This is a genomic window from Faecalimonas sp., assembly GCA_029264305.1.
Lineage (GTDB): Bacteria > Bacillota > Clostridia > Lachnospirales > Lachnospiraceae > Faecalimonas.
On record JARICA010000008.1, the window covers coordinates 1 to 21,830 of the forward strand.

21 protein-coding genes are annotated in these 21,830 nt (G+C 33.4%); all 21 read left to right on the top strand.

Annotation, left to right across the window (positions count from 1 at the left end; genetic code table 11):
• The first annotated feature begins 193 nt into the window (after window positions 1-193).
• The 21 genes from ACY2U7_RS00730 (at window position 194) to ACY2U7_RS00830 (ending at window position 21,725) form a co-directional block, all read left to right on the top strand.
• Window positions 194-862 (top strand): CPBP family intramembrane glutamic endopeptidase, encoded by a 669-nt coding sequence (locus ACY2U7_RS00730; protein ID WP_461815668.1) that lies wholly within the window; start codon window positions 194-196, stop codon window positions 860-862.
• 402 nt (window positions 863-1,264) lie between these two features.
• Window positions 1,265-1,537: a hypothetical protein gene (locus ACY2U7_RS00735; RefSeq protein ID WP_461815669.1), complete on the top strand. Its 273-nt coding sequence runs from the start codon at window positions 1,265-1,267 to the stop codon at window positions 1,535-1,537.
• A 127-nt stretch (window positions 1,538-1,664) separates the two neighbouring features.
• The gene (locus tag ACY2U7_RS00740) at window positions 1,665-2,087 is read left to right on the top strand and encodes a hypothetical protein (RefSeq protein ID WP_461815670.1); all 423 of its coding nucleotides are present in this window, start codon (window positions 1,665-1,667) and stop codon (window positions 2,085-2,087) included.
• 115 nt (window positions 2,088-2,202) lie between these two features.
• The gene (locus ACY2U7_RS00745; protein ID WP_461815671.1) at window positions 2,203-2,577 is read left to right on the top strand and encodes a hypothetical protein; all 375 of its coding nucleotides are present in this window, start codon (window positions 2,203-2,205) and stop codon (window positions 2,575-2,577) included.
• Window positions 2,578-2,963: 386 nt separating this feature from the next.
• Complete coding sequence (locus tag ACY2U7_RS00750) at window positions 2,964-3,482, top strand: ClbS/DfsB family four-helix bundle protein (RefSeq protein WP_461815672.1); 519 nt, start codon at window positions 2,964-2,966, stop codon at window positions 3,480-3,482.
• Between the two features lie 322 nt (window positions 3,483-3,804).
• Window positions 3,805-4,017, top strand: a complete 213-nt coding sequence (locus tag ACY2U7_RS00755; protein WP_461813167.1) for a FeoA family protein — start codon at window positions 3,805-3,807, stop codon at window positions 4,015-4,017.
• A 95-nt stretch (window positions 4,018-4,112) separates the two neighbouring features.
• The gene (gene feoB, locus ACY2U7_RS00760) at window positions 4,113-6,116 is read left to right on the top strand and encodes a ferrous iron transport protein B (RefSeq protein ID WP_461815673.1); all 2,004 of its coding nucleotides are present in this window, start codon (window positions 4,113-4,115) and stop codon (window positions 6,114-6,116) included.
• Between the two features lie 83 nt (window positions 6,117-6,199).
• Window positions 6,200-6,577, top strand: a complete 378-nt coding sequence (locus tag ACY2U7_RS00765; protein ID WP_461813169.1) for a heavy-metal-associated domain-containing protein — start codon at window positions 6,200-6,202, stop codon at window positions 6,575-6,577.
• 51 nt (window positions 6,578-6,628) lie between these two features.
• Window positions 6,629-6,862, top strand: a complete 234-nt coding sequence (locus ACY2U7_RS00770; protein WP_461813170.1) for a transcriptional repressor — start codon at window positions 6,629-6,631, stop codon at window positions 6,860-6,862.
• Between the two features lie 205 nt (window positions 6,863-7,067).
• The gene (locus tag ACY2U7_RS00775; RefSeq protein ID WP_461813171.1) at window positions 7,068-7,370 is read left to right on the top strand and encodes a DUF6110 family protein; all 303 of its coding nucleotides are present in this window, start codon (window positions 7,068-7,070) and stop codon (window positions 7,368-7,370) included.
• A 7-nt stretch (window positions 7,371-7,377) separates the two neighbouring features.
• Window positions 7,378-9,459 carry a heavy metal translocating P-type ATPase gene (locus ACY2U7_RS00780; protein ID WP_461815674.1) on the top strand — a complete coding sequence of 694 codons (2,082 nt, stop codon included), beginning with the start codon at window positions 7,378-7,380 and terminating at the stop codon, window positions 9,457-9,459.
• Window positions 9,460-9,709: 250 nt separating this feature from the next.
• Window positions 9,710-10,114, top strand: coding sequence for an RrF2 family transcriptional regulator (locus ACY2U7_RS00785; protein ID WP_461813173.1), 405 nt, complete (start codon window positions 9,710-9,712; stop codon window positions 10,112-10,114).
• 43 nt (window positions 10,115-10,157) lie between these two features.
• On the top strand, window positions 10,158-10,859 hold the full coding sequence (locus ACY2U7_RS00790) for a response regulator transcription factor (RefSeq protein WP_461813174.1): 702 nt from the start codon (window positions 10,158-10,160) through the stop codon (window positions 10,857-10,859).
• On the top strand, window positions 10,852-12,141 hold the full coding sequence (locus ACY2U7_RS00795; RefSeq protein ID WP_461815675.1) for a sensor histidine kinase: 1,290 nt from the start codon (window positions 10,852-10,854) through the stop codon (window positions 12,139-12,141). Before ACY2U7_RS00790 ends, ACY2U7_RS00795 begins: the two co-directional genes overlap by 8 nt.
• Before the next feature lie 266 nt (window positions 12,142-12,407).
• Entirely contained in the window at window positions 12,408-12,728 is a 321-nt protein-coding gene (locus ACY2U7_RS00800) for a hypothetical protein (protein ID WP_461815676.1), read from the top strand.
• Window positions 12,713-13,291, top strand: a complete 579-nt coding sequence (lepB, locus tag ACY2U7_RS00805; RefSeq protein ID WP_461813177.1) for a signal peptidase I — start codon at window positions 12,713-12,715, stop codon at window positions 13,289-13,291. The genes ACY2U7_RS00800 and lepB overlap by 16 nt, the downstream gene beginning before the upstream one ends.
• 33 nt (window positions 13,292-13,324) lie before the next feature.
• Window positions 13,325-17,983 carry a DUF7601 domain-containing protein gene (locus ACY2U7_RS00810; protein WP_461815677.1) on the top strand — a complete coding sequence of 1,553 codons (4,659 nt, stop codon included), beginning with the start codon at window positions 13,325-13,327 and terminating at the stop codon, window positions 17,981-17,983.
• Between the two features lie 70 nt (window positions 17,984-18,053).
• Window positions 18,054-19,526: a SpaA isopeptide-forming pilin-related protein gene (locus tag ACY2U7_RS00815; RefSeq protein WP_461815678.1), complete on the top strand. Its 1,473-nt coding sequence runs from the start codon at window positions 18,054-18,056 to the stop codon at window positions 19,524-19,526.
• 70 nt (window positions 19,527-19,596) lie between these two features.
• Window positions 19,597-20,445, top strand: coding sequence for a class C sortase (locus ACY2U7_RS00820; protein ID WP_461815679.1), 849 nt, complete (start codon window positions 19,597-19,599; stop codon window positions 20,443-20,445).
• On the top strand, window positions 20,435-21,136 hold the full coding sequence (locus ACY2U7_RS00825) for a hypothetical protein (protein WP_461811645.1): 702 nt from the start codon (window positions 20,435-20,437) through the stop codon (window positions 21,134-21,136). The genes ACY2U7_RS00820 and ACY2U7_RS00825 overlap by 11 nt, the downstream gene beginning before the upstream one ends.
• The gene (locus ACY2U7_RS00830; protein ID WP_461811644.1) at window positions 21,123-21,725 is read left to right on the top strand and encodes a sortase; all 603 of its coding nucleotides are present in this window, start codon (window positions 21,123-21,125) and stop codon (window positions 21,723-21,725) included. Before ACY2U7_RS00825 ends, ACY2U7_RS00830 begins: the two co-directional genes overlap by 14 nt.
• Window positions 21,726-21,830 lie beyond the last annotated feature (105 nt).

Below are 21,830 nucleotides of genomic sequence, written 5' to 3' on the forward strand. Positions count from 1 at the left end.
GATCATTTCCCATGTAATCTTTTTTTAATCGCATAAATGTAGCATCATGATCCGTTTTTGAGTAGTTGTTTCTTTCTTCTCCACAGATTTCGATATGTCGGGCATATGATTTTAAGCGTTCATAATATCTCTGCAATTCCTGATAATGAAGAATAAAAAGGAAATATTCGTAGCAACTGGATACACAACAATAATGGCAATTGCAATGGTGGTTGCATATCACATTTTCGGATATAAATATACAGATCCAGGACTTAAAAACGTTTTAATTTACTTCGAAGCCATAATGACTTGTTATGCAATTTTTTTATATCTTAAATTTTACAAAGGGAAAGCTTTTAAAAAGATGGCTGTAACGCCATGGCTTCTTGTATATAGCTTATTCTTAACTGTGATTTTAGTGTTGTTCATTGTACAAAAAGGATATTTACAAAACTTTGATTCATTTATCACAACATTAATCACAACCATATTTATTGCTATTTCTGAGGAGATTGTGTATAGAGGCATTGTACTTCAAGGGTTTTTTGAAAATAATTCAAAATTTAAAGCCATAATTTGTAGTGCAATACTCTTCTCTCTATTACATTTCGTAAATATTTTTGCAGGTTTTACCATTACTTCTGTCATATTACAACTATTAAATACATTTGTTCATGGCGTTGCGATAGGATGTTTAATGATACTAACAGCAAATATTATTCCATTTATTATTTTTCACTTTGTGTGGGATTTTATAATGTTATCTTCTTCAGCATTTGTACAACATAATGCATGGATCATATTTATTATGTTAATCACAGATATAATATTTGCGGTTGTTTTGTTGAAGTTAATTCTTAATAAGAAAAAAGAACTTTAAAAAGCAAAACGATATTATAGGTAGAATTTCTAGATAACAAATTAGTAGAAACCAAAACAGAACACCAAATCTTTAATTTGGACTTTGTGATTCGTATTAGGGAATTCCCTAAAAATAAAAAAGGGAAGAATAAAGCTATTGTTTTGGACTAAGAATCAAGTGATATTGATAAATGCTATATACCTGTTTAATAACGGTATATATAGCATTTATTGATTTAACTATAAGGATGTAGTAGGATAATTAAAATTATTGTTTTATTCGACAAATCAAAATACATATAACACTTAAAAGAAGCGAAAATTCAGAAAAACTTAAAATTTCTGGTATGTAAAATATGATACTATATAAAAAATCATCAAAGTAAATCATATTTTAATCGTAATAGAGGAGGTTTCATTTATGCAATATTTATTGGTAATCATCGTAGGGATTTTGCTTTTTATTGAAATTGACAAATTAAAAAAACAGGTAAAATCACAACAAAAGCAGATTGACTCTTTGTGCAAACAGACAAGAAATGATCAGTTAGCTACATATTATATATCTGAAGAAGATAAAGAGTATATTCTTCATCTTAAAAACAGTGGTAAGGTTATAGAAGCTGTGAAAAAAGTAAGAGAAATTACTGCTATGGAATTAATAGAGGCTAAACAGTATGTAGACTCTCTTTAAGAAAAGAAATCGTAAAATAGTTTGAGTCCATGACGCAACCTATGATTGAGCGTTAAACCTATTCCAATAATCCGAACAGTCAGCCCTATTAAAAATTTTTTTCAAATATGAAAAGAGGTGAAATCAGATGCTGTATTCATTGGTGTTTGTTGATTTGGAATTGTGTTATGACAATTATGAAGAAGCCTTTTTTATTGGAGTTTTTGAGTCAGAACAAGAGGCAAAAGATATTGCGAAATTTTATTTAACGAGCGTTCCGGGTTTCTGTGAATATTCATGTGATTATCGCATAAAAGAAAAAGAATTGAATCAAGATTTTGATAGCGCAGGTCAAAAGAATATATGGATTGCCTCTGGATGGAATGTAAATAAAAATGGTGATGAGATTGATATTATCGAAGGTAAGTGCTATTCGAGTAAAAAAAAGGCAGTTATGAACCTTAAAGAAATGAAATCAAGTCAACAACGAATGGAATGGTCACTTGACAGATATAAGGTTGGAGAATTACTTTGGCGTGAAGGCTTTGCCAGAGTAACATGTGATTGCTAAAAATCACTTTTTCAAAAGGAAAGAGACCAACACGTGTCATACTAATTCCAATTTCTCTAACAGGCAGATATGTCCCAATAAGCCCAATATATTTCAGGAAAGGAAGTAACTTCAAATGAATGTAAATGTGCATCAAAATATAGCGTACTATTCTCACTTACCGGAGAAAGCCTTGTGTGACTGTGTCTATTGCAAAAATTACTACAGTCAAGTGAAATCTGCATATCCGGAGGTAGCTGCATATCTTCTGAGATTAGGAATTGATATTGAAAAGCCTTTCGAAACATCTCCCCTTGAACCGCAAAATGGGTATTTGACCTATTGTTGTTGTCAATACATCGCCTTTGGGTCTTGCTCAGATACTTTCTATCATAAAATTGGAAATGTCGAATTCAGAAAAGCAACATCCTATCCAAACACCCATATTACAGAACAACATTTCGTATTAGATGTTTGGCCGATTACCTTGAAGGCAAATTTTAGTGAATAGCGAAGTACTGTTTTTATCGGAGTGTTAGGACTATTCCGATAATCCTAACAGATGAAAATAATAAATTTGTAATTACTGAGATAAAAACTAAACAAACTAGATAACTTTAAATTGACTCTATAACTGTAAATAAAATGTAGGAGCAACCTAATTTAAACTTGAATGCAATCTCTTGTTATAGGGGTTGCATTTTTTATTAAGTGCTGATTATAATCTAAACCAAGATTTAAATTAGTAGAGAGTGTTTAAATTTACTAAGTAGTTGTAAAAAAATAATACCAAAGATCGGCTTTATTGAATTCGAAATGAGTAAATGTTATACTATGCAAAAATAATTGATTAGGAAAATATGAAATATTAATATAAATATTGAAGAGAGGTAATTTATGCGAGCATATACTAGTAAACAAGAATTAAAAGATGAAATCAAAAAAACCTATACTAAATACATTGCAGAGTTTGATGTCATTCCTGAAGATATGAAAAATCAACGTGCAGAAGATGTTGATCGTACTCCAGCTGAAAACTTAGCTTATCAAGTTGGTTGGACAACTCTTGTCTTAAAATGGGAACAAGATGAAAGAAATGGTTTAGAAGTAAAAACACCTTCTGATCAGTTTAAGTGGAATCAATTAGGTGATTTATATCAATGGTTTACTGATACTTATGCTATGAAGTCAATTCAAGAGCTAAGAGTAATATTAGACACCAATATAGAAAAGATTTACGAAATGATTGATTCTATGTCAGATGAAGACCTTTTCACTCCTCATAGAAGAAAATGGGCAGATGGTGCCACTAAATCAGCCGTTTGGGAAGTTTATAAATTTATACACGTCAATACTGTAGCTCCTTTTGGAACATTCCGCACAAAGATTAGAAAATGGAAGAAAATAATGCTATAAAAAGGTTTTCATTATAAATATCAACAAACTAGATAACACCAAATTAACAAGGTAACTGCGAACAAAATGCTTGTTCCTGCTAACGCCCAGCTAATTGCTAATCAAAATAAGGATTTTTTCATGATAGTTATCACTCGAAAAATCGTCCAAAATCAAGCTTCTAAGACTCTAAATAAAATCAAACGTATGTATATATAAAAAACAATTAAAGTTGTTGACAACTTATTGAAATTAGAATATACTTACTAAGTAAATGAGAAAAAATATCGAATAGATATAGAGTAGATAAATTTACAATGAGTATGGCAAGGAGTGATAAGAGATGACTTTATTGGAAGCAAAAGAGGGAGAAGAATATATCGTTAAGAATATTTTAACAGATGATGAAGAGTTAACTGCTTTTTTATTTTCACTTGGTTGCTACAGTGGGGAACCAATTACTGTTGTTTCACATTTAAAAGGTGGTTGTGTGGTTTCAATAAAAGATGGTCGATATAATATTGATACTGATTTAGCTAAAGCTATTTCAATATAAAAATAGTGGAATCACTATTTTTTTTACACGATGGTTAGTTTTTACTGACTGAAATTAGATTGGTGTGATATTAGGTATTAAAAAGGAGGAAAATTATGAGAGTCGCTTTTGCAGGAAATCCCAATAGCGGAAAGACGACTATGTACAATGCGTTGACCGGCAGAAATGAACGTGTCGGAAACTGGGCAGGAGTTACAGTCGAAAGAAAAGAAAGTCCAATTAAGAAAGGGTATTATGGCGGAACAGAAGAAATAATCGCAGTAGATTTACCAGGTGCTTATTCGATGTCTCCGTTTACATCAGAAGAAAGTATTACAAGTGCTTATGTTAAGAATGAAAATCCAGATGCAATTATTAATATTGTAGATGCTACTAACTTAAGTAGAAGTTTATTCTTTACCACACAACTTTTAGAGCTGGGAATACCGGTGGTTGTTGCTTTGAATAAGAGTGATATTGTTAATAAGAAACAAACAGAAATTAACGAGAAACTTTTATCTGAAAAGTTAGGGTGTCCGGTTATCAAAACGGTTTCTACTTCTTCTGGACATGAAGGACTTAAAGAAGCTGTTCGTGCTGCAGCTGAGTTAAAAGGAAAAGGTCAGAAAGCACCTTATGTGCAGGAAGATATTGATTTAAAAGATAAGGCATCAGTAGAAGCAGCTGATAGAAAGCGTTTTGAATTTGTTAACGGCATTGTGGAACAAGTAGAAAAGAGAAAAGTCTTTACAAAAGATAAAAATGTACAGGATAAAATTGATAGTATTATTACACATAAAATTATTGGTATTCCAATTTTTGCAGCCGTTATTTTCCTTGTATTTTACATATCGCAGACAACACTCGGTACATGGATTGCAGATTGGTTAGTTGGTTGGATTGAAACTTTCCAAGGCTGGGCTGGTGGATTAATGGAAAATGCAAACCCACTTTTAAAAGCACTTCTTGTAGATGGTATCATCGGTGGTGTTGGTGCGGTTGTTGGATTCCTTCCACTTGTTATGGTAATGTATTTCTTAATTGCGTTATTGGAAGATTGTGGTTATATGGCAAGAGCTACAGTAGTATTGGATCCAATCTTTAAAAGGGTAGGTCTTTCAGGAAAATCTGTAATCCCAATGGTTATTGGTACAGGATGTGCAATTCCAGGTGTTATGGCTTGTCGTACAATTCGTAATGAAAGAGAACGACGTACAACAGCAATGCTTACACCATTTATGCCGTGTGGGGCTAAAATCCCAGTAATTGCGTTATTTGCTGGAGCATTTTTTGCAGATGCTTGGTGGGTTTCCGCAACGATGTATTTAGTTGGTATTTTATTAGTTTTACTTGGTGCTTTACTTGTTAAAAGAATTACAGGGCAAAAATATAGAAAATCTTTCTTTATTATTGAACTTCCAGAATATAAATTTCCAAGTTTAAAAAGAGCATGTGGCTCTATGTTAGAAAGAGGAAAAGCATATATTGTAAAAGCAGGAACAATTATTTTAGTGTGCAATACAGTTGTTCAGATTATGCAGAGCTTTAACTGGCATTTCCAACTTGTACAGGAAGGAGCAGAAGGAACATCTATTTTAGCATCTATTGCGCATCCATTTGCACTGTTATTTATTCCACTTGGATTTGGTGTTTGGCAACTTGCTGCAGCAGCAGTAACAGGATTTATTGCAAAAGAAAATGTAGTTGGAACATTAGCAGTTGTTTACGGTGTTACAAACTTAATTGATCCAGATGAATTGGCATTAGTCGGAAGCGGAAGTGAAGTTGCTACAATTATGGGACTTACAAAAGTTGCAGCTTTAGCTTATTTAATGTTTAACCTTTATACACCACCTTGTTTCGCAGCTCTTGGAGCGATGAACTCAGAAATGAAGAGTGGAAAATGGTTACTTGCAGGAATTTGTCTACAACTTGCAACAGGTTATACAATAGCTTTCGGTGTATATCAGATTGGTACATTGATTACTACAGGATCACTTGGAGTTGGATTTGTTCCAGGACTTATTGCAGTTATCGTATTTGCATTAATTATTCTTTGGAGAATTCGTAAATCGGATAAAGAATTTGCAGCAGAATATAACTTACATTCTGCAAAATAATAAAGTATAAAATAGAAACTTACGGTGGACAGAGGAGTATACTTTGTCCACTATTTTTAATTAGAGAGGATGTGATGTGACCTATGGAAAATATCATAGCAATTCTTATTTTGGTTATAGTAGTTGGATGGGCAGCTACATATTTATATAAGGCAAAAAAAAATGGAGTAAAATGTGTTGGATGTCCAGCTGGAGGAAGTTGTTCCAGTGTGCCGAAAAAGAAAAGGAAGAAACTTTCGGGTCCGGTGATTGCAAAAAAAACAATTGTTATTTCAGGAATGAACTGTGCCCATTGCGTACAAAGTGTAACAGATAGTTTAAACCAAATTGATGGAGTATCTGCCAAAGTAGATATAAATAAAGGGTGCGCAGAAATATCTCTTGATCGTGAAGTAAGTGAAGATATTTTGATTAGCGCAGTGGAAAAGAAAGGTTTTTCGGTTGAAAGTATTTACAATTAAATATTTTTGAACGTGCTTAGTAAGGAATATGTCATTTAGGAGAAAATGAGAATGAACAGTGAAAAAGAAAATATTATTATCAAACTGAAAAAAAATGGTTGTAGAATTACAAAGCAACGAGAAATGATTTTAGATGTTATATTAGAAAATAAATGTTCTAGTTGTAAGGAAATTTATATCAAAGTAACAAAGATGGACGAAAGTATTGGAATGGCAACGGTGTATCGTTTGGTTAAGGAACTAGAAAAAATTGAGGTTATTAGCAGAGAAATTGTTTATAAATAGTAGAATAATATGATAAAATTTATCAGTAAGAGTTGTTAGAATTGACTATCTTAAAATTATCGTGTTATGCTAAAAAGAGTCTTATAGATAGAAGGAAGTGATATAATCGTGAAAAAACATAAGTTTTGGGCATGGGCTTCTGTCTTTTGCTTTTTAATGGTATTTTATACAGGTTATAAACACAAATAATTAGGAGGTAGATATTATGTTTAGTGATTCAACATGGAAAAGAATTGGTTGTTTTGTAGGTGGAGTGTTATTTGGAACTGCAGGTGTGAAGATTTTAGCAAGTAAAGATGCTAAAAAAGTATATACAAATTGTACAGCAGCAGTTTTGCGTGCAAAGGATTGTGCAATGAAGACTGCAACACTTGTACAAGAAAATGCAGAAGATATTCTTGCAGAAGCACAGTGGATTAATGAAAAACGTGCACAGGAAGAAGAAATGAAGGTACAAGAGGATGCTGTTCAAGAAGATGGTGCATTTGAGCAGGAAGAAAATATATAGGTAAACAATGAAGTTTTTTATTAAACATGAAGTACAGGGCCGTCTCCGTATTCATGTCGCCAGAAATGGAATGACATGTGCGGAGGCGGATGTTCTTTGCTGGGCACTTGAAGAAAAGAAAAATGTTACAAAGGTCAAAGTATATGAACGCACCGCAGATGCTGTGATCTATTATACAGGCGACAGGGAAGAACTTATTGATAAATTAAGAAAATTCAGTTTTGAGAAAGAAGATGTACCGGAAAATGTTTTGTCTAGTTCTGGACGTGCTTTAAATTCTGAGTACAAAGAAAAGTTAATTGCAAAAACAATATTCCACTATGGAAGAAAGTTGATTCTTCCAAACCCGATAAAAAAAGTGTGGCTTACTTTTAAAGCAATTCAGTATATTGGAAAAGGAATTCAATGTTTAGCAAAAGGGAAAATAGAGGTTCCGGTTTTAGATGCTACAGCAATAGGTGTTTCTGTAATACGAGGAGATTTTAACACTGCTGGTTCTGTTATGTTCTTACTAGGAATTGGAGAATTATTAGAAGAATGGACACATAAGAAATCTGTAGGCGATTTAGCACGGAGCATGTCTTTAAATGTAGAGAAAGTATGGTTGAAACAAGAAGAACAGGAAATTCTTGTTCCAGTTTCAGATATTTTGCCAGGAGATAAAGTAGTTGTACATATGGGAAACGTGATTCCTTTTGATGGAGAGGTGGCCAGAGGAGAAGGTATGGTTAATCAAGCTTCTTTGACGGGGGAAGCTCTTCCGGTACGAAGAATTTCAGGACAGTCCGTATATGCTGGAACAGTCTTAGAAGAGGGAGAACTAGAAATTATAGTTAGAGCGGTTTCTGGTGCTACTCGATTCGAAAAAATTGTAACGATGATTGAAGATTCGGAAAAACTGAAATCAAATCTCGAAAGTAAGGCAGAACATTTAGCAGACCGTTTAGTACCATACACATTGCTAGGAACTGGGCTTGTAGGGTTGCTTACTCGCAATGTAACAAAAACGCTTTCAGTTCTTATGGTAGATTTTTCTTGTGCATTGAAATTAGCTATGCCAATTTCTGTTCTTTCTACAATACGAGAAGCGGGACAAAATGGCATTATCGTAAAAGGCGGGAAATATTTAGAAGCTGTATCAGAAGCAGATACAATTGTATTTGATAAGACAGGTACACTAACAAAGGCAAAACCAACAGTGAAAGAGGTTGTTGTGTTTGGAGATTATCCAGAGGAAGAATCTCTTCGTATCGCTGCTTGTTTAGAAGAACATTTTCCTCATTCTATGGCGAAAGCTGTGGTAGATGCAGCTAAAAAAAGAAATTTATATCATGAAGAAATGCATTCGAAAGTAGAATACATTGTAGCTCATGGTATTTCTTCTTATATAGATGGAAAGAAGACAGTAATAGGAAGTAGTCACTTTGTATTTGAAGATGAAAAGTGTTGTATTCGTCCGGAATATCAGGAAAGATTTGATTCGTTACCTGAAGAATATTCTCATTTATTCCTAGCAATATCAGGAGAGTTAGTGGCTGTAATTTGTATTGAAGATCCTCTTAGAGAGGAAGCAAGTGAGATGATAAGACTTTTGAAAGAAGAAGGTCTTTCTAAAATTGTTATGATGACAGGCGATAGTGAACGTACAGCAGCCTCTATTGCTAAACGAGTGGGGGTAGATGAATATTATTCTGAAGTACTTCCAGAAGATAAGGCAGGGTTTATTGAGAAAGAAAAAGCACTGGGAAGAAAAGTTATCATGATCGGTGACGGAGTTAATGATTCTCCAGCACTTTCGGCAGCAGATGTAGGAATTGCAATTAGTGATGGAGCAGAGATAGCTCGAGAAATTGCTGATATAACTATTGCAGCAGAAGATTTGCGTGAGATTGTCATACTAAAACGGTTATCAAATGCTATGATGAAACGAATTCAAAAAAATTATAAAGGAATTGTGGGTATTAATGCAGGATTGATTGCATTAGGAGTAACAGGGATACTTCAACCGACGACTTCTGCGTTATTGCATAATGTTTCTACTTTAGCTATCAGTTTAAAAAGCATGAAAAATCTTTTGCCAGAAGAATAAAAGAAAAAACAGAAGTGAATATAGCTTCTGTTTTTTTCTTTTTATAAGGAATGGAAAGGGAATGAAAATATCATAGACAACATACTTATTATACGATATGATATAAACTGAAATTTATTTGATTTTATCTTTTTTGTTAATTACTAAGATTTTGTGGATAAATCAAAGATGAAAAATCAATTTTGTGGATAAGATCAAAAAAATAGTGTAGTGGAACAGAAAAGAATATTATTAAAAGGAAGGTAAAAACTTGCAATTAAATGTTACAACAGATTATGGGATACGTGTGCTTTTAGCATTACATCAAAAAAGGGGGATGGCTACGGCAGATGAGATTTCAGATATGATGGGGATTTCGCATCGATATCTTATTAAGGTGGTAAGTAAATTAAAAAAATCGGGTTTTATAAAGTCAATCCCTGGGCCAACAGGTGGATATCGACTTGAGGTTCCGATTTCTGAAATTACAGTAGGACAAGTTTGCTTGAGTATGGAGAAAACAATGAAAATTAATCGTTGTATGGATCAAGAAGGAGAATGTAGTAGAAATGCACAAATATATTGTCCTGTAAGAAAATTTTATTTTGATTTGCAAAAACATTTAGAGCAACATTGGTTTAGTATAAGTTTGCAAGAAATAATAGAAACGTATTAATTAAAAATTTGAATGTATGATGAGTGAGAGAGGAAGCGATGAGGTGTATCATAATGATAAGGTTTTAATTGTGGATGATGATCCAGAAATTCGATCAGTAATTCGAATTTTATTGACTAGTGAAAATTTTGAGGTAGAAGAAGCAAGTTCTGGAGATGAGGTGTTAAAGATATTAACACCGGAGTTTTCTCTTGTAATATTGGATGTTATGTTGCCAGGAATTTCTGGATATGAAATATGCCAGAAAATTAGAAAAAATTATAATGTTCCGATTTTATTTTTATCTGCCAAAAGTCAAGGTTCCGATTTGGTTATGGGGTATTCAGCAGGTGGAGATGATTATTTATGTAAGCCATTCTCATACACGGAATTGTTGGCTCGAGTAAAAGGACTTATTCGTCGCTACGCAGTTTATCAAGGAAGAAATATTCCTGTTAAAAAGGCAGAATATCTGGAATGTAGCGGGATCAAACTTGATAAAAGGCAAAATAGTGTTTATAAATATGATGAGAAATTGAATCTTACCGATACAGAATATCAAATTTTAAAATTAATGATGGCATATCCAGGTAGATTATTTTCTATTGAGAGTATTTATGAACAAGTTTGGAAAGAACCATATATGATTGATGCTAGAAATTCTGTTATGGTGTTTATTCGTAAAATTCGAGAAAAAATTGAAGAGGATCCAAAACATCCAGAAATTCTTTTAACAGAGTGGGGGAAGGGGTATCGAATTGTTTAAGATAGTGAAAGAAAAATTATCCGGACATCTTTTACTACAGTATGTAGTAGCCTCTATTCTTTCATGGATGGTGTTTTTTGTAGTTTCATTTATGATTTCAGATATACTGTCGAAGTGGGTATTTAATAGTGAGTTATTTACTCCATTTTGGGAAAATCAATGTGAAAGTTTTATCCAAGAACTTAACGATCTTGTTGAAGAAAAGAATATGACCGTGGAAGAAGTGCGAGAATACAACTTAAGTGAGTCAAGAAATGGAAGTGTGAAGTTTTATTCGTATATTGATTATTTAAAAGAATTAAATGGTAGATCTACTAATGCACAAATCGTTTGTTCAGATGGTATGTTTTACCCTAAAAAATATGTTCCTTCTGATAAATATTGGAAATATTGGAATTGTGTGGGGGTTATTATTGCATTTATTTTTTCGGAATTTATAGTTTTAAGGTTTGTTTATAAATTGATTCGTCGAATGAAAATATTATATAATCAAATTAATAGTACCGATTTAAAGAAAAGAGATTTAGGTATTATTGTTGAAGGAAGAGATGAATTATCATTATTAGGCGAAAAAGTAGAAACTATGCGTATAATGTTAGTGAAATCTATTAATGATGAAATGAATCAAAGGCAGCAGCAGACAAAATTAATTGCGTCTCTTTCACATGATATTAGAACACCGTTGACAAAAATAATTACTTGCTTAGATATTTTGAATTATAAACTTGCAAAATCGGAAGAAGAAAGAGAAAATTGTCTTGTAATGATAACGAGTAAAGCTAATCAACTTAAGTGTTTAACAGATCGGCTATTGAATTCAGTTACTTGTGGTGATGAGAATATAGATTATCAACGAGAAATGTATGATGGACCTTCTATGTTAAGTCAATTATTATTTGAAGGAAGTTATTATTTGGAAGAAGAAGGGTTTGTAGTTCATGTACCAAAGACGATTTCTGGTGTATATCAGTTGAGAGTAGATATTGTTGCAATTAGGAGAGTAGCAGATAATGTGTATTCAAATATCCAAAAATATGCAGATAAGAAAACCCCCATTGAGATTAAGATAGAAGAACAGGATAAAGAAATTATAGTATATGTTCAAAATCGTAAAAAAGCATCGTCAAATCAAATAAAACCAGAAAGCCATGAAATAGGATTGGCAATCATTACACAGATTATGGAGGCAATGGGCGGTAGAAGTGAAGTAGAAAATACAAATGAGTTTTTTGTTATAAGATTAATTTTGCCAAAATACAACTATGTAATAGATACAAATTAAATAGAGTGTACATAAGTAGAATAGACTGTCATTCGTATTGAATGGCAGTTTATTTTGTTAAAAAATAATCATAAGAATTGTTAAGAAATTGAATAGATGTATATTAAGAAAAGTTATATATTATTTCATAATGTTGGGTCAAAAATAATTACGTAGTTTTATACTCTATTGTTTACCCCAAAGGTGATGAATTAGAATGTGAATAATATTTGATATAAAAAGGATTCGGTATAGCAGTTATGAATACAAAAAAAACTTTAAAGAAGATGTCGAAACTTGAGTTGGTCGAATTGCTAGCAGAGCAAGAGAGACAAATTCAATTTTTAAAACAACAGTTAGAAGAAAAAGATAAGGTTATTCAGCAACGAACACTTAAATTAAATGAATTTGGTAATATCGCACAAGCAGCGTTAGCTATAAATGAAGTATTTGAAACAGCACAAAGAGCAGCCGATCAATATGTTGATAGCATTAAAACAGTAGTTGAGGAACGCTTACAGCAAAATGAAAATTCGGATGAACGCATGGAGAAGATGAAAGTTTCGGAAGAAAATATGTGGGGGAAAAATGAATGCAGGAAAAATTGATTTATCCAACTATTGAAGAAATGGATCAAGAAATTGAACGCCTCAAGCGAAAAAGCCGTGTTTCACGTGGAATCAGATGGACTTTATATTCATTGGTTGTTGTGGCAGCAATTGTTGTGTTGATTGCAACACTTTGGATGCCTGTACTCAAGATTACTGGAAATAGTATGAGTCCCACTTTGCATAAAGACGAGCTGGTGGTAGCAATTCGTACAAAACAGTTCCAATCGGGAGATGTAATTGCATTTTATTATGATAATAAGATTTTAATTAAAAGAGTAATTGCTACGGCGGGACAGTATGTTGATATAAAGGAAGACGGTACTGTTCTTGTTAACGGAAAGGTATTAGATGAACCGTATATTCAAGAAAAAAGTAAGGGAGAGTGTGATATACAACTTCCATATCAAGTTGGAGATGGGCAGATTTTTGTTATGGGAGATGACCGAGCAATCTCACTAGATAGTCGAACAACTGCAGTAGGGACTATTGAAGAAGAAAAAGTTTTAGGACGAGTTGTCCTTAAAGTTTGGCCTTGGGCTAGTTTAGGACAAGTTCGATAATACATAGTATATGGTAAAGGAGAGGTAGAACGTATGGCAAATACGATAAAACATAAGATTGCTAAGTTTAAAGCGCAACGAAACTATAAAAGAAAACTGTATTCTTGGTTTGTAGTGTTAGCTTTGGGAATTACGGTATGTGTTTTAGGTATTTTAACAAAGCCTGCAAGTACAATGAGTGGTCAAGTTGTCTGTGGATTAAAAGAGCATACCCATACAGACGATTGTTATGAGAAACAGTTGATTTGTGATAAAGAAGAAGGAGAAAATCATGTTCATACGGAAGAATGTTGGAAAAGGACATTAGTTTGTTCCAAACAAGAACATACGCATATTGCAGAATGTTATGATGTGAAAACATCTGAAAATCTACAGCAGAAGGAATTGCAAATGTCTTCAGCACAAAAAGTGATGGTGGAACAACTGCGAAAAGATGTACCGGCAGAGTATACCGATGTACGAACAGTACAACTTTCTGAAGGAGGAGCGGTATATTTATTTGCACAGCCGAACACCATTCCCAAACAGGTAGAATTACAGGCAAAGGTGTTAAATAGGGATAGTGAAGAATTTGGACAAGCAGAGAAACGAGTTAAAGATGCAAAGATAAGTTATGAATATTTAAATGCATTAGATATTTCTTTGGTGGATGAAACAGGTGCTGAAGTTGAACCGAATGCACCGATTTACGTTTCTATTGATTTTAATAACTTATTACCAGAGAAGGTAAATCCAGAAAGTATTCAGATTCAGCATCATAAGGAATTTCCAACAAGCAAAGAAGATTCTATATTGGAGAATGTGGACGTGGTTTTAGAATCTGTAATGGATGATGAAAAAGGTGTGTTAAAACGAAGCGATAATACACAGACATATATGGCCACTTTTCTTACAGATAGTTTTTCTGTTTATACGATTACATCGTTAGGATGGAAGGATTTGAAAATTAGAATTCAATGCGTAGATGAATTTGGGCATGAGGTGCATGAGAAAGATAAGCCAAATGATATCCAATGGGGGGATGCTTATAAACCAAATGCAAGTTTTAACAAATTGTTTATGAGTGATGAGCATGACAAGATTGATGGTTATAAATATGATGGAAAAGCATATTTAATGCGAAATGGTAAATTTGACAAACGAATTTATGGTATAAGGAGAGAAAATAATAATTGGTATTATTTCCCAAACGATAAAGATCGCAACACGAAAATAAAGTTTGATCCACAACCAAACTTTATTATGAATGGTCAGGAAAACCCATCAGATTTTATTCGAGTAGTCTATCGAAAAGAAACGGATATTCATGTGAAATACATGGATGATGCAGGAATCTTTGGAGAAAAAGAAATTCCACTTAGTGCGACAGATTCACCAAATAGAAGAAATCCAGATGTAATGAAATATATAGGAACAGAATTGGAAATTAGTAACACAGATGTGATGCCAAAAAGTAATACGTATTTTTTCATCGGGAACGCATATGTTGGAGAACCTAAATATGATAATCAGGTAGTTAAAGTTATTCGTGATAATAGAAAACCATATGGGGTGACTTTAGAAGGAAAGAAAATTTTGATTTCAGAACAGGAGCCTTTGAAACTGTTGTATCGAAAGATACAGACAGGCAAGTTAGAAAGAGCCAATACTGTTCCACTAAGAGATAAAGGATTAAAGATTAATCTGTTTAATTATAACACAAGAAATGAAAATACAAGTATTAACAAAGGGAAGAAGTTACAGTTCAAACCTCAGGGAAGCTCTCCGGAGGAATATAATAATTGGACTGGAAAAGATGGTGGTGTTTATCAAGGAATTGTAGGAAATACATTGGTTAATAAATATCCCGATATACAGGGAGAGTCTTTAGATTATCTTTTTGATATAGAGATGTGTAAGGCGCAGTTAAAAACTGGGCAGGTAAAAAATGTCTATGAGGATTTGGATAATCTGTTTTGGCAGGATAAGGATGGATACTATCATTATGATTCTATGACCAATTTTGCTACGATTGTTCCCGAGAATGCAAACTCAGCTGAACCGTATGCAAAAGGAAAAGATTTTATAGTTTATAAACAACCTGCGTTACCAACTGTAAGTGGAACAGGAGATAATGCAAAATTCTTACCATTTGATACCTATGAAAAAGCAAACAAGCCAAAACCAGAAAATGTACAGGCGGACAAAGAGTATCATTTTGGAATGACAATGGAAGCAGAGTTTACTATACCACCAGGAGGAAAGGTTCCCGATGCGGACGGGGGACATACAGGTCTTCGTGATATGATTTTTGAATTTAACGGAGATGATGATGTATGGCTTTTCATTGATGATAAATTGGTTCTTGATTTGGGAGGAATCCACGATCGATATGGTGGAAAGATTAATTTTAGAACAGGGGAAGTTATTACAAACTCGCCTCATACACCACATAGTGATAGATACCAGAAAAATTTATATAATATTAAAGGCGATCCAAATAAGATGACAGAGGATGAATTAAAGACAGCACGTGAAGCGGCTGGTTTTGGTAAATTTTCACATCATAAGTTTAAATTCTTTTATTTGGAGAGAGGAGAAGGTGCTTCTAACTGTGAGATTCGATTTAACTTAGTTCCTGTACAGCATGGTTTGATTGTTGGAAAGAGATTTCCAGAAGAATCGATGAAAGATGTAGTAACAGAGCATATGTGGTATCAATTTCAAGCAGAAACGGAATTTGAAGGGAAAAGACAGCCATTAGCTCAAGCTACTTACCGAAAAATTGAGTGGAAACCAGGAGCGCACCCGATTACAGGTGGACATACTGTTGGAGTTGGAAAAACAGATGATCAAGGTCGGTTTTGGCTACGCGCAGGGGAACGTGCCGATCTTGCTGGAGCAATTGATTTAAAACATACTGGTGTAACTGATCAGAAGAAAATGAATATTTATGTCAGTGAGATTTTGCCAAATGTAGCTCCTGCTCCAAAAGTATGGATGGGGAAGGAAGAAGATCCAGGAACGTATATGGAAGTGAAGGATGAAACTGGTAAAGTCATAAATAAACTTGTTCCACCGTTGTATGACTATAATGATGATACAATGCAAGTTAATTTACATACAGAAACAACAAAAACAAACATTGAATCAGTGAAAATAGATGGTACTAGTGAAATAGCACACCAAGCAAAGATGAATACTGGTATAAAAAATGAGTTTAACTGGGTGGACTTTGAAAATGATATGGGTGGTTTAGCAGGTTTGAATATTACAAAGTATGCAAAGCAAAGTGATAATACCACTCCAATCAAGGGAGTACCATTTGCAATTCGAATAGAACTTTGGGATACAAAAGAGAAAGTATGGCTTCCTTTACCGGAAGATACAGATTATTGGATTCTAAATGATAGAATTTTAAAGCCAGGAGAGACACTTCCTCAAGAAGAGAAGCGTCAGTTAAAGAAATCGGACAATGGACTGATTTCAATTGAGGATGGTCAGAGTATTCATTTGCATGTATTGCCTGGAACAAAATATAGAGTTTCTGAAACTTTGACTTTAGAAGAAGCGGCGGTTTATACAACAACTTATGAAGGAAATTCTAGCAATAAAGATGAAAACCAAGAAAATTTTGAAGAATTCGAGGAACAATCTAAAAAAGGAATTAGAAATAAAACTGCAATTCGAGCAGGAAGTCAACATTATGTAACGATTCATAATACAGGTGATCCTGTTTTAATGCCAAAAGGGTCATTTGTATTAGCAAAAGAAACAAAAGGTGTTGTTCCACCGAATACGAAATTTAATTTTAATTTGCGAGTTCAAGATTATACAAGTGAACAGGCAGAACTTACATGTAAGGCAACTTACTATGGAACTCCAGTAGAAGCACGTACACAAGGCAGAAAAGATACAGTTATATTAAAAAAAGGAAATGATGGGCAATACGAAGGAAATCTTTCTCTATACTCAGGTGAGATTGTTGTAATTGAAGGATTGCCGATAGGAAAAGCCTTACGTGTTCAAGAAGTATTTGGAGCTGATCAAACAGGACAGTATAATGTTAGTTTCCGTGAAGAAGGAAAAGAACCAGCTATTGGAGTTGCACATATAGTTACAAGTGCGATTGGCTCAGACCATGTAGTCAAAGTAACTTGTGTAAATGAAAGTAATTTGAAAGATAAAAGCATACTTTCTATTTCCAAAAAGGTGAAGCGTACAGATCAATCAGATGGAAATCCTTTGCCAGAAGAGAGAGAACGAGAGTTTACTTTCCAAATAACTTTACCGAAATTAAAAGGCGTTTTACTCGACCAAGTTCCAGCAAAGAAAATGTTAGAAAATGGTGAGACAACATATTTTACATTAAAATTTGAACCAAAAGATACAAACCTTATTACGAATGTAAAGTTGAAGCATGGAGAAATAATTACAATAAGTGAATTGCCAACAAGTGTTCAAGCGGTTGTGCAAGAATTGGATTATGATGGATATGCAGCATCTATGAATGGAGTTCCGGGTAACCGTATAACAGTTGACCTTGGCTTTACTACAGGGGTAGCTTATGAGGTTAAAGGTGTCAATATGACAGGAGTGGAACTTCCTGAAACTGGAGGACATGGAATTATTCCATATTTCCTATCTGGATTTGGAATGATGTTAGGTGCAATAGGATTATTTTTCTTATCGCATCGTCGAAAAAGAAATTAAGAAGTCCTAAACACAATAGTACTTCTTAAATAATAAATGAAAATTAACAAAAGAAAAAAGGAGATTATTTATGAAAAAAATGAAAAGAATATTAAGCGCAGCACTTGCACTTATATTGACATTAGTTCTTGTTACGCCAGCATTTGCAGCAGGACAAGATACAAACAAAAGTGGAACAATTACAATTAACAATGCAGAGCCGGGAAAAACATATAAGGCTTATCGTTTGTTTGATTTAAGCTATGATGGAAAAGGACATTATGGTTATACAGTAAATGAAGCTTGGGTAAAATTTTTTACTGAAGATGCTGAAGGGAAAGCATTGGTAAATATTGATGAAACTAATGGAAATGTTACGTTGAAAGACAATACTGAGCAAGGTATGCAAAATTTAGCATCAAAAGCTAAAAGTTATGCAGAAACAAATACTATTCCAGCAGTGAAGGAATATACAACTCAAGCAAATGAGAAAAAAGTAACTTTTGCAAATTTACCACTTGGTTATTATATGACAACAACGAACGCTGGAGGATTATATGCATTAGATACGACAAATCCTAATACAGAGATGTTTGAAAAAAATACGAAACCAACAATCAACAAATCAGCAGATAAGACAAATGCAGCATATGGTGAGATAGTAAACTATGAAATCCCATTTACTATAGGTGGTTATATTTGGGGAGATTACATTATCACAGATATTATGACTGGATTAGATATGACAGATGAACAGGTGAAGAATGTTAAAATTTCATTAAACAATCAAAATATTTCTGAAAGTTATACTGTTAAATATGATAAAAATTCTCCAAAGGCAGGAGCTAATACTTTAAAAGTAACTATTCCTGCAGAAACTTTGAAAAAGTATACATCAGGAACTAAACTTGTGTTAAAGTATGCAGCTGTTGCAAAGAAGACGGTTAGCATGGACAATAAGGTAAGCATGGAATATAATAATGGACCTAATAAAACAGAAAAAACACCTGAATATGAAGTAAAAGTTGCAAACTATGAATTTGTAGTAAAAAAGACAGATGAAGATGATAAAGTTTTAGACGGAGCAGTTTTTGGATTATATACAGATGCAGCTTGTACAGAACAAAATCGTATGAAATTCATCAAAACGGAAAATAAATATCGTTTGGCTGAAAAGAATGAAAATGGAGTAGCAGATATTGTTGCAGGTCAAGTGACAATTGAAGGTTTAGCGGCTGGAACATATTATTTAAAGGAAATCTCAGCTCCAGATGGTTATAATAAATTAATAAAACCAGTTAAAATTGTGATTACTGAAAACCGAAATGCAGAGGGAACTTCAGCGTTTGATAATCTTGGAAATCGAATTGATCCAACTATTACGATGAATGATGGGCAAATAAATAAAGTTGGAAATGAATTTATTCTAAAAATTATCAACAAAACAGGTACAGAATTACCTTCTACAGGTGGAATTGGTACTACAATCTTTTATGCAGTTGGTTCTGTTCTAATTTTAGCAGCAGTTATTGTATTAATGATAAAGAAGCGTAAAGAACATTAATTAACATATATACATACTCATTGAAACGGAGGTATCTACCTCCGTTTCAATCAATAGTAAGGAGATAACTATGAAAAAACATTTGTCAACTATTTTCATTGTAATTCTTTTTTTAACAGGGTTCTCTGTACTGCTTTATCCGACAGTAAGTAACTATATTAATTCAAAACATCAAACAAAAGCGATTGCTTCTTATGAAGAACGAATGAAAAAAATGGATACATCGTCCTACGATGAGATTATGGAAGAAGCACGAAAATATAATGAACAAATTTTATCGAATCAAGCTCGTTTTGCAATGCAAGGGGAAGAGTTGGAGAAGTACCTACATTTAATGGGATCTACAGGAGGTGCTATTGGTTATATCGAAATAGATTCTATTGATGTTACCTTGCCTCTTTATTTAGGGGACAGTTCTTCTGTATTAAGTGTTGGTGCAGGTACTATGCCAGGATCTTCTTTGCCTATTGGTGGGAGAGGAACACATGCGGTTATTACAGGACATCGTGGATTGCCATCTTCAAAGTTGTTTACACATCTTGATAAAGTTAAGGAAGGGGATGTATTTGTTCTGCATGTTTTAAATGAAACCTTAACTTATCAAGTGGATCAAATCCATATAGTTGAACCGAAAGATCTTACAAAACTTGAAATTGAACCAGAGCAAGATTATGTCACACTAATGACATGCACTCCTTATGGAATTAATACGCATCGAATGTTAGTCCGTGGGCATCGAATAGAAAATAATAGCCAAGTTGCTGGAGCAACTCGTGTTGTGGCAGATGCTACGCAAGTAGATTTTATGCTAATTGCCCCTGTGTTAGCTATTCCTTTGGTATTATTATTAGTGGCTACATTATTTTGGCGTGATCGAAAGAATACAAAAAAAAGAAAGGATGAGGGATATGGCAAGTAAAAAAAGAAATAGAAGTTTATTATTATTTTTTCTATTATTTTTTACAGTGAATGTATCAACATTTGCTATGGATATAGATTCCAAAAAGTTTGCCATTGATGTAGATTTACATATTCCAAATTCAAAAAAGGTATATGATACCCAAATTTCTCTTTATCATGTAGCAACGGCAGAGGAGGATGAAATGGGAAATCTGCATATGGAACCAATAGAACTTTATAAGGACTTAGTATTTGATAATTATACAGAAGATAAAGCTCCAATTTTATTAAAACAGCTATGTGCACGTTTGCAAAATCCAGAAAAGGCACAAAATGAAACCCAAAAGTTAGCTCCTTTACAGGAGAAAAGAACTGGAAAAGATGGAAAAATTCATTTTGATAATTTAGAAGCAGGTGTTTATGTATTAGTAAAATGGGAAGATAGAGATCCAGCAAAGTTGCATATGCTTCCAGTTATAGTGTATTTGCCAACTTATCATCATCAAAGTGATCGTTGGGAGAATACAGCGACTGTAGTTCCAAAATTTGATTGGAAGACAGATACGAAACCGTCTACAGTTCCTGATAAAAAACTACCGCAGACAGGTATGGTGCAATGGCCTATACCACTACTTGTGTTAGCAGGATTGGTGTTGGTTGGTATTGGATATCGGTTATATCGCAGTGGAATTGAAGATGAAGAAAAATAAATTAATAGGGAAAATACTGATGTTCTTTGGAGTTTTATTGCTTACGGGAGGATTACTGTTATTTGGATATAATTATAGAATGGAATATATCGCAGGCAAAGTAAGCGATGAGGCTTTAAAACTAGTGAAAGAACAAATGAATCAAAAGCAGTATGGTAATACTCACAAGTTAGAATGGAATGGAGAAACGTATTTTGGAATATTAACTATTCCGAAACTTGGTTTGGAATTGCCGGTACAGTCGAAGTGGAGTTATCCTCAATTAAAGAAAAGTCCATGCATTTATACTGGGAGTATTCAAGACGGAGGACTTGTTATTTTAGCTCATAATTATAGAAGACATTTTGGCAAAATCAGTAATTTGTCAATAGGAGATGTAGTTAACTTAACAGATGCAACGGGACAAGAGTATGTATATTTGGTGGAAGAAGTTTTTACGATGGAAGCTACAGAGGTAGAAGAAATGGCTAATAACAAATATGATTTAACACTTTTTACATGTACCTATGGAGGAAAGGCGCGTGTGACTGTTAGGTGTGTATTGCAAAATAAAGCAGACCGTTATCCGATCATTGAAGATAAAAATTAAAAAGAAAATTGTTGACATATAAAATGCTAAGGAGTTTGGAGAAAGATTAAATTTCTCTATACTCCTTATTTTTGTTTTTTTAGAGGAGTTTATATCAAAGTATAA

Excerpts from the sequence above, each read along its gene's own strand:
- ACY2U7_RS00730 (WP_461815668.1), top strand. The coding sequence starts at position 194 with ATGGCAATTGCAATGGTGGTTGCATATCACATTTTCGGATATAAATAT.
- ACY2U7_RS00735 (WP_461815669.1), top strand. The coding sequence starts at position 1,265 with ATGCAATATTTATTGGTAATCATCGTAGGGATTTTGCTTTTTATTGAA.
- ACY2U7_RS00740 (WP_461815670.1), top strand. The coding sequence starts at position 1,665 with ATGCTGTATTCATTGGTGTTTGTTGATTTGGAATTGTGTTATGACAAT.
- ACY2U7_RS00745 (WP_461815671.1), top strand. The coding sequence starts at position 2,203 with ATGAATGTAAATGTGCATCAAAATATAGCGTACTATTCTCACTTACCG.
- ACY2U7_RS00750 (WP_461815672.1), top strand. The coding sequence starts at position 2,964 with ATGCGAGCATATACTAGTAAACAAGAATTAAAAGATGAAATCAAAAAA.
- ACY2U7_RS00755 (WP_461813167.1), top strand. The coding sequence starts at position 3,805 with ATGACTTTATTGGAAGCAAAAGAGGGAGAAGAATATATCGTTAAGAAT.
- feoB (WP_461815673.1), top strand. The coding sequence starts at position 4,113 with ATGAGAGTCGCTTTTGCAGGAAATCCCAATAGCGGAAAGACGACTATG.
- ACY2U7_RS00765 (WP_461813169.1), top strand. The coding sequence starts at position 6,200 with ATGGAAAATATCATAGCAATTCTTATTTTGGTTATAGTAGTTGGATGG.
- ACY2U7_RS00770 (WP_461813170.1), top strand. The coding sequence starts at position 6,629 with ATGAACAGTGAAAAAGAAAATATTATTATCAAACTGAAAAAAAATGGT.
- ACY2U7_RS00775 (WP_461813171.1), top strand. The coding sequence starts at position 7,068 with ATGTTTAGTGATTCAACATGGAAAAGAATTGGTTGTTTTGTAGGTGGA.
- ACY2U7_RS00780 (WP_461815674.1), top strand. The coding sequence starts at position 7,378 with ATGAAGTTTTTTATTAAACATGAAGTACAGGGCCGTCTCCGTATTCAT.
- ACY2U7_RS00800 (WP_461815676.1), top strand. The coding sequence starts at position 12,408 with ATGTCGAAACTTGAGTTGGTCGAATTGCTAGCAGAGCAAGAGAGACAA.
- lepB (WP_461813177.1), top strand. The coding sequence starts at position 12,713 with ATGCAGGAAAAATTGATTTATCCAACTATTGAAGAAATGGATCAAGAA.
- ACY2U7_RS00810 (WP_461815677.1), top strand. The coding sequence starts at position 13,325 with ATGGCAAATACGATAAAACATAAGATTGCTAAGTTTAAAGCGCAACGA.
- ACY2U7_RS00815 (WP_461815678.1), top strand. The coding sequence starts at position 18,054 with ATGAAAAAAATGAAAAGAATATTAAGCGCAGCACTTGCACTTATATTG.
- ACY2U7_RS00820 (WP_461815679.1), top strand. The coding sequence starts at position 19,597 with ATGAAAAAACATTTGTCAACTATTTTCATTGTAATTCTTTTTTTAACA.
- ACY2U7_RS00825 (WP_461811645.1), top strand. The coding sequence starts at position 20,435 with ATGGCAAGTAAAAAAAGAAATAGAAGTTTATTATTATTTTTTCTATTA.
- ACY2U7_RS00830 (WP_461811644.1), top strand. The coding sequence starts at position 21,123 with ATGAAGAAAAATAAATTAATAGGGAAAATACTGATGTTCTTTGGAGTT.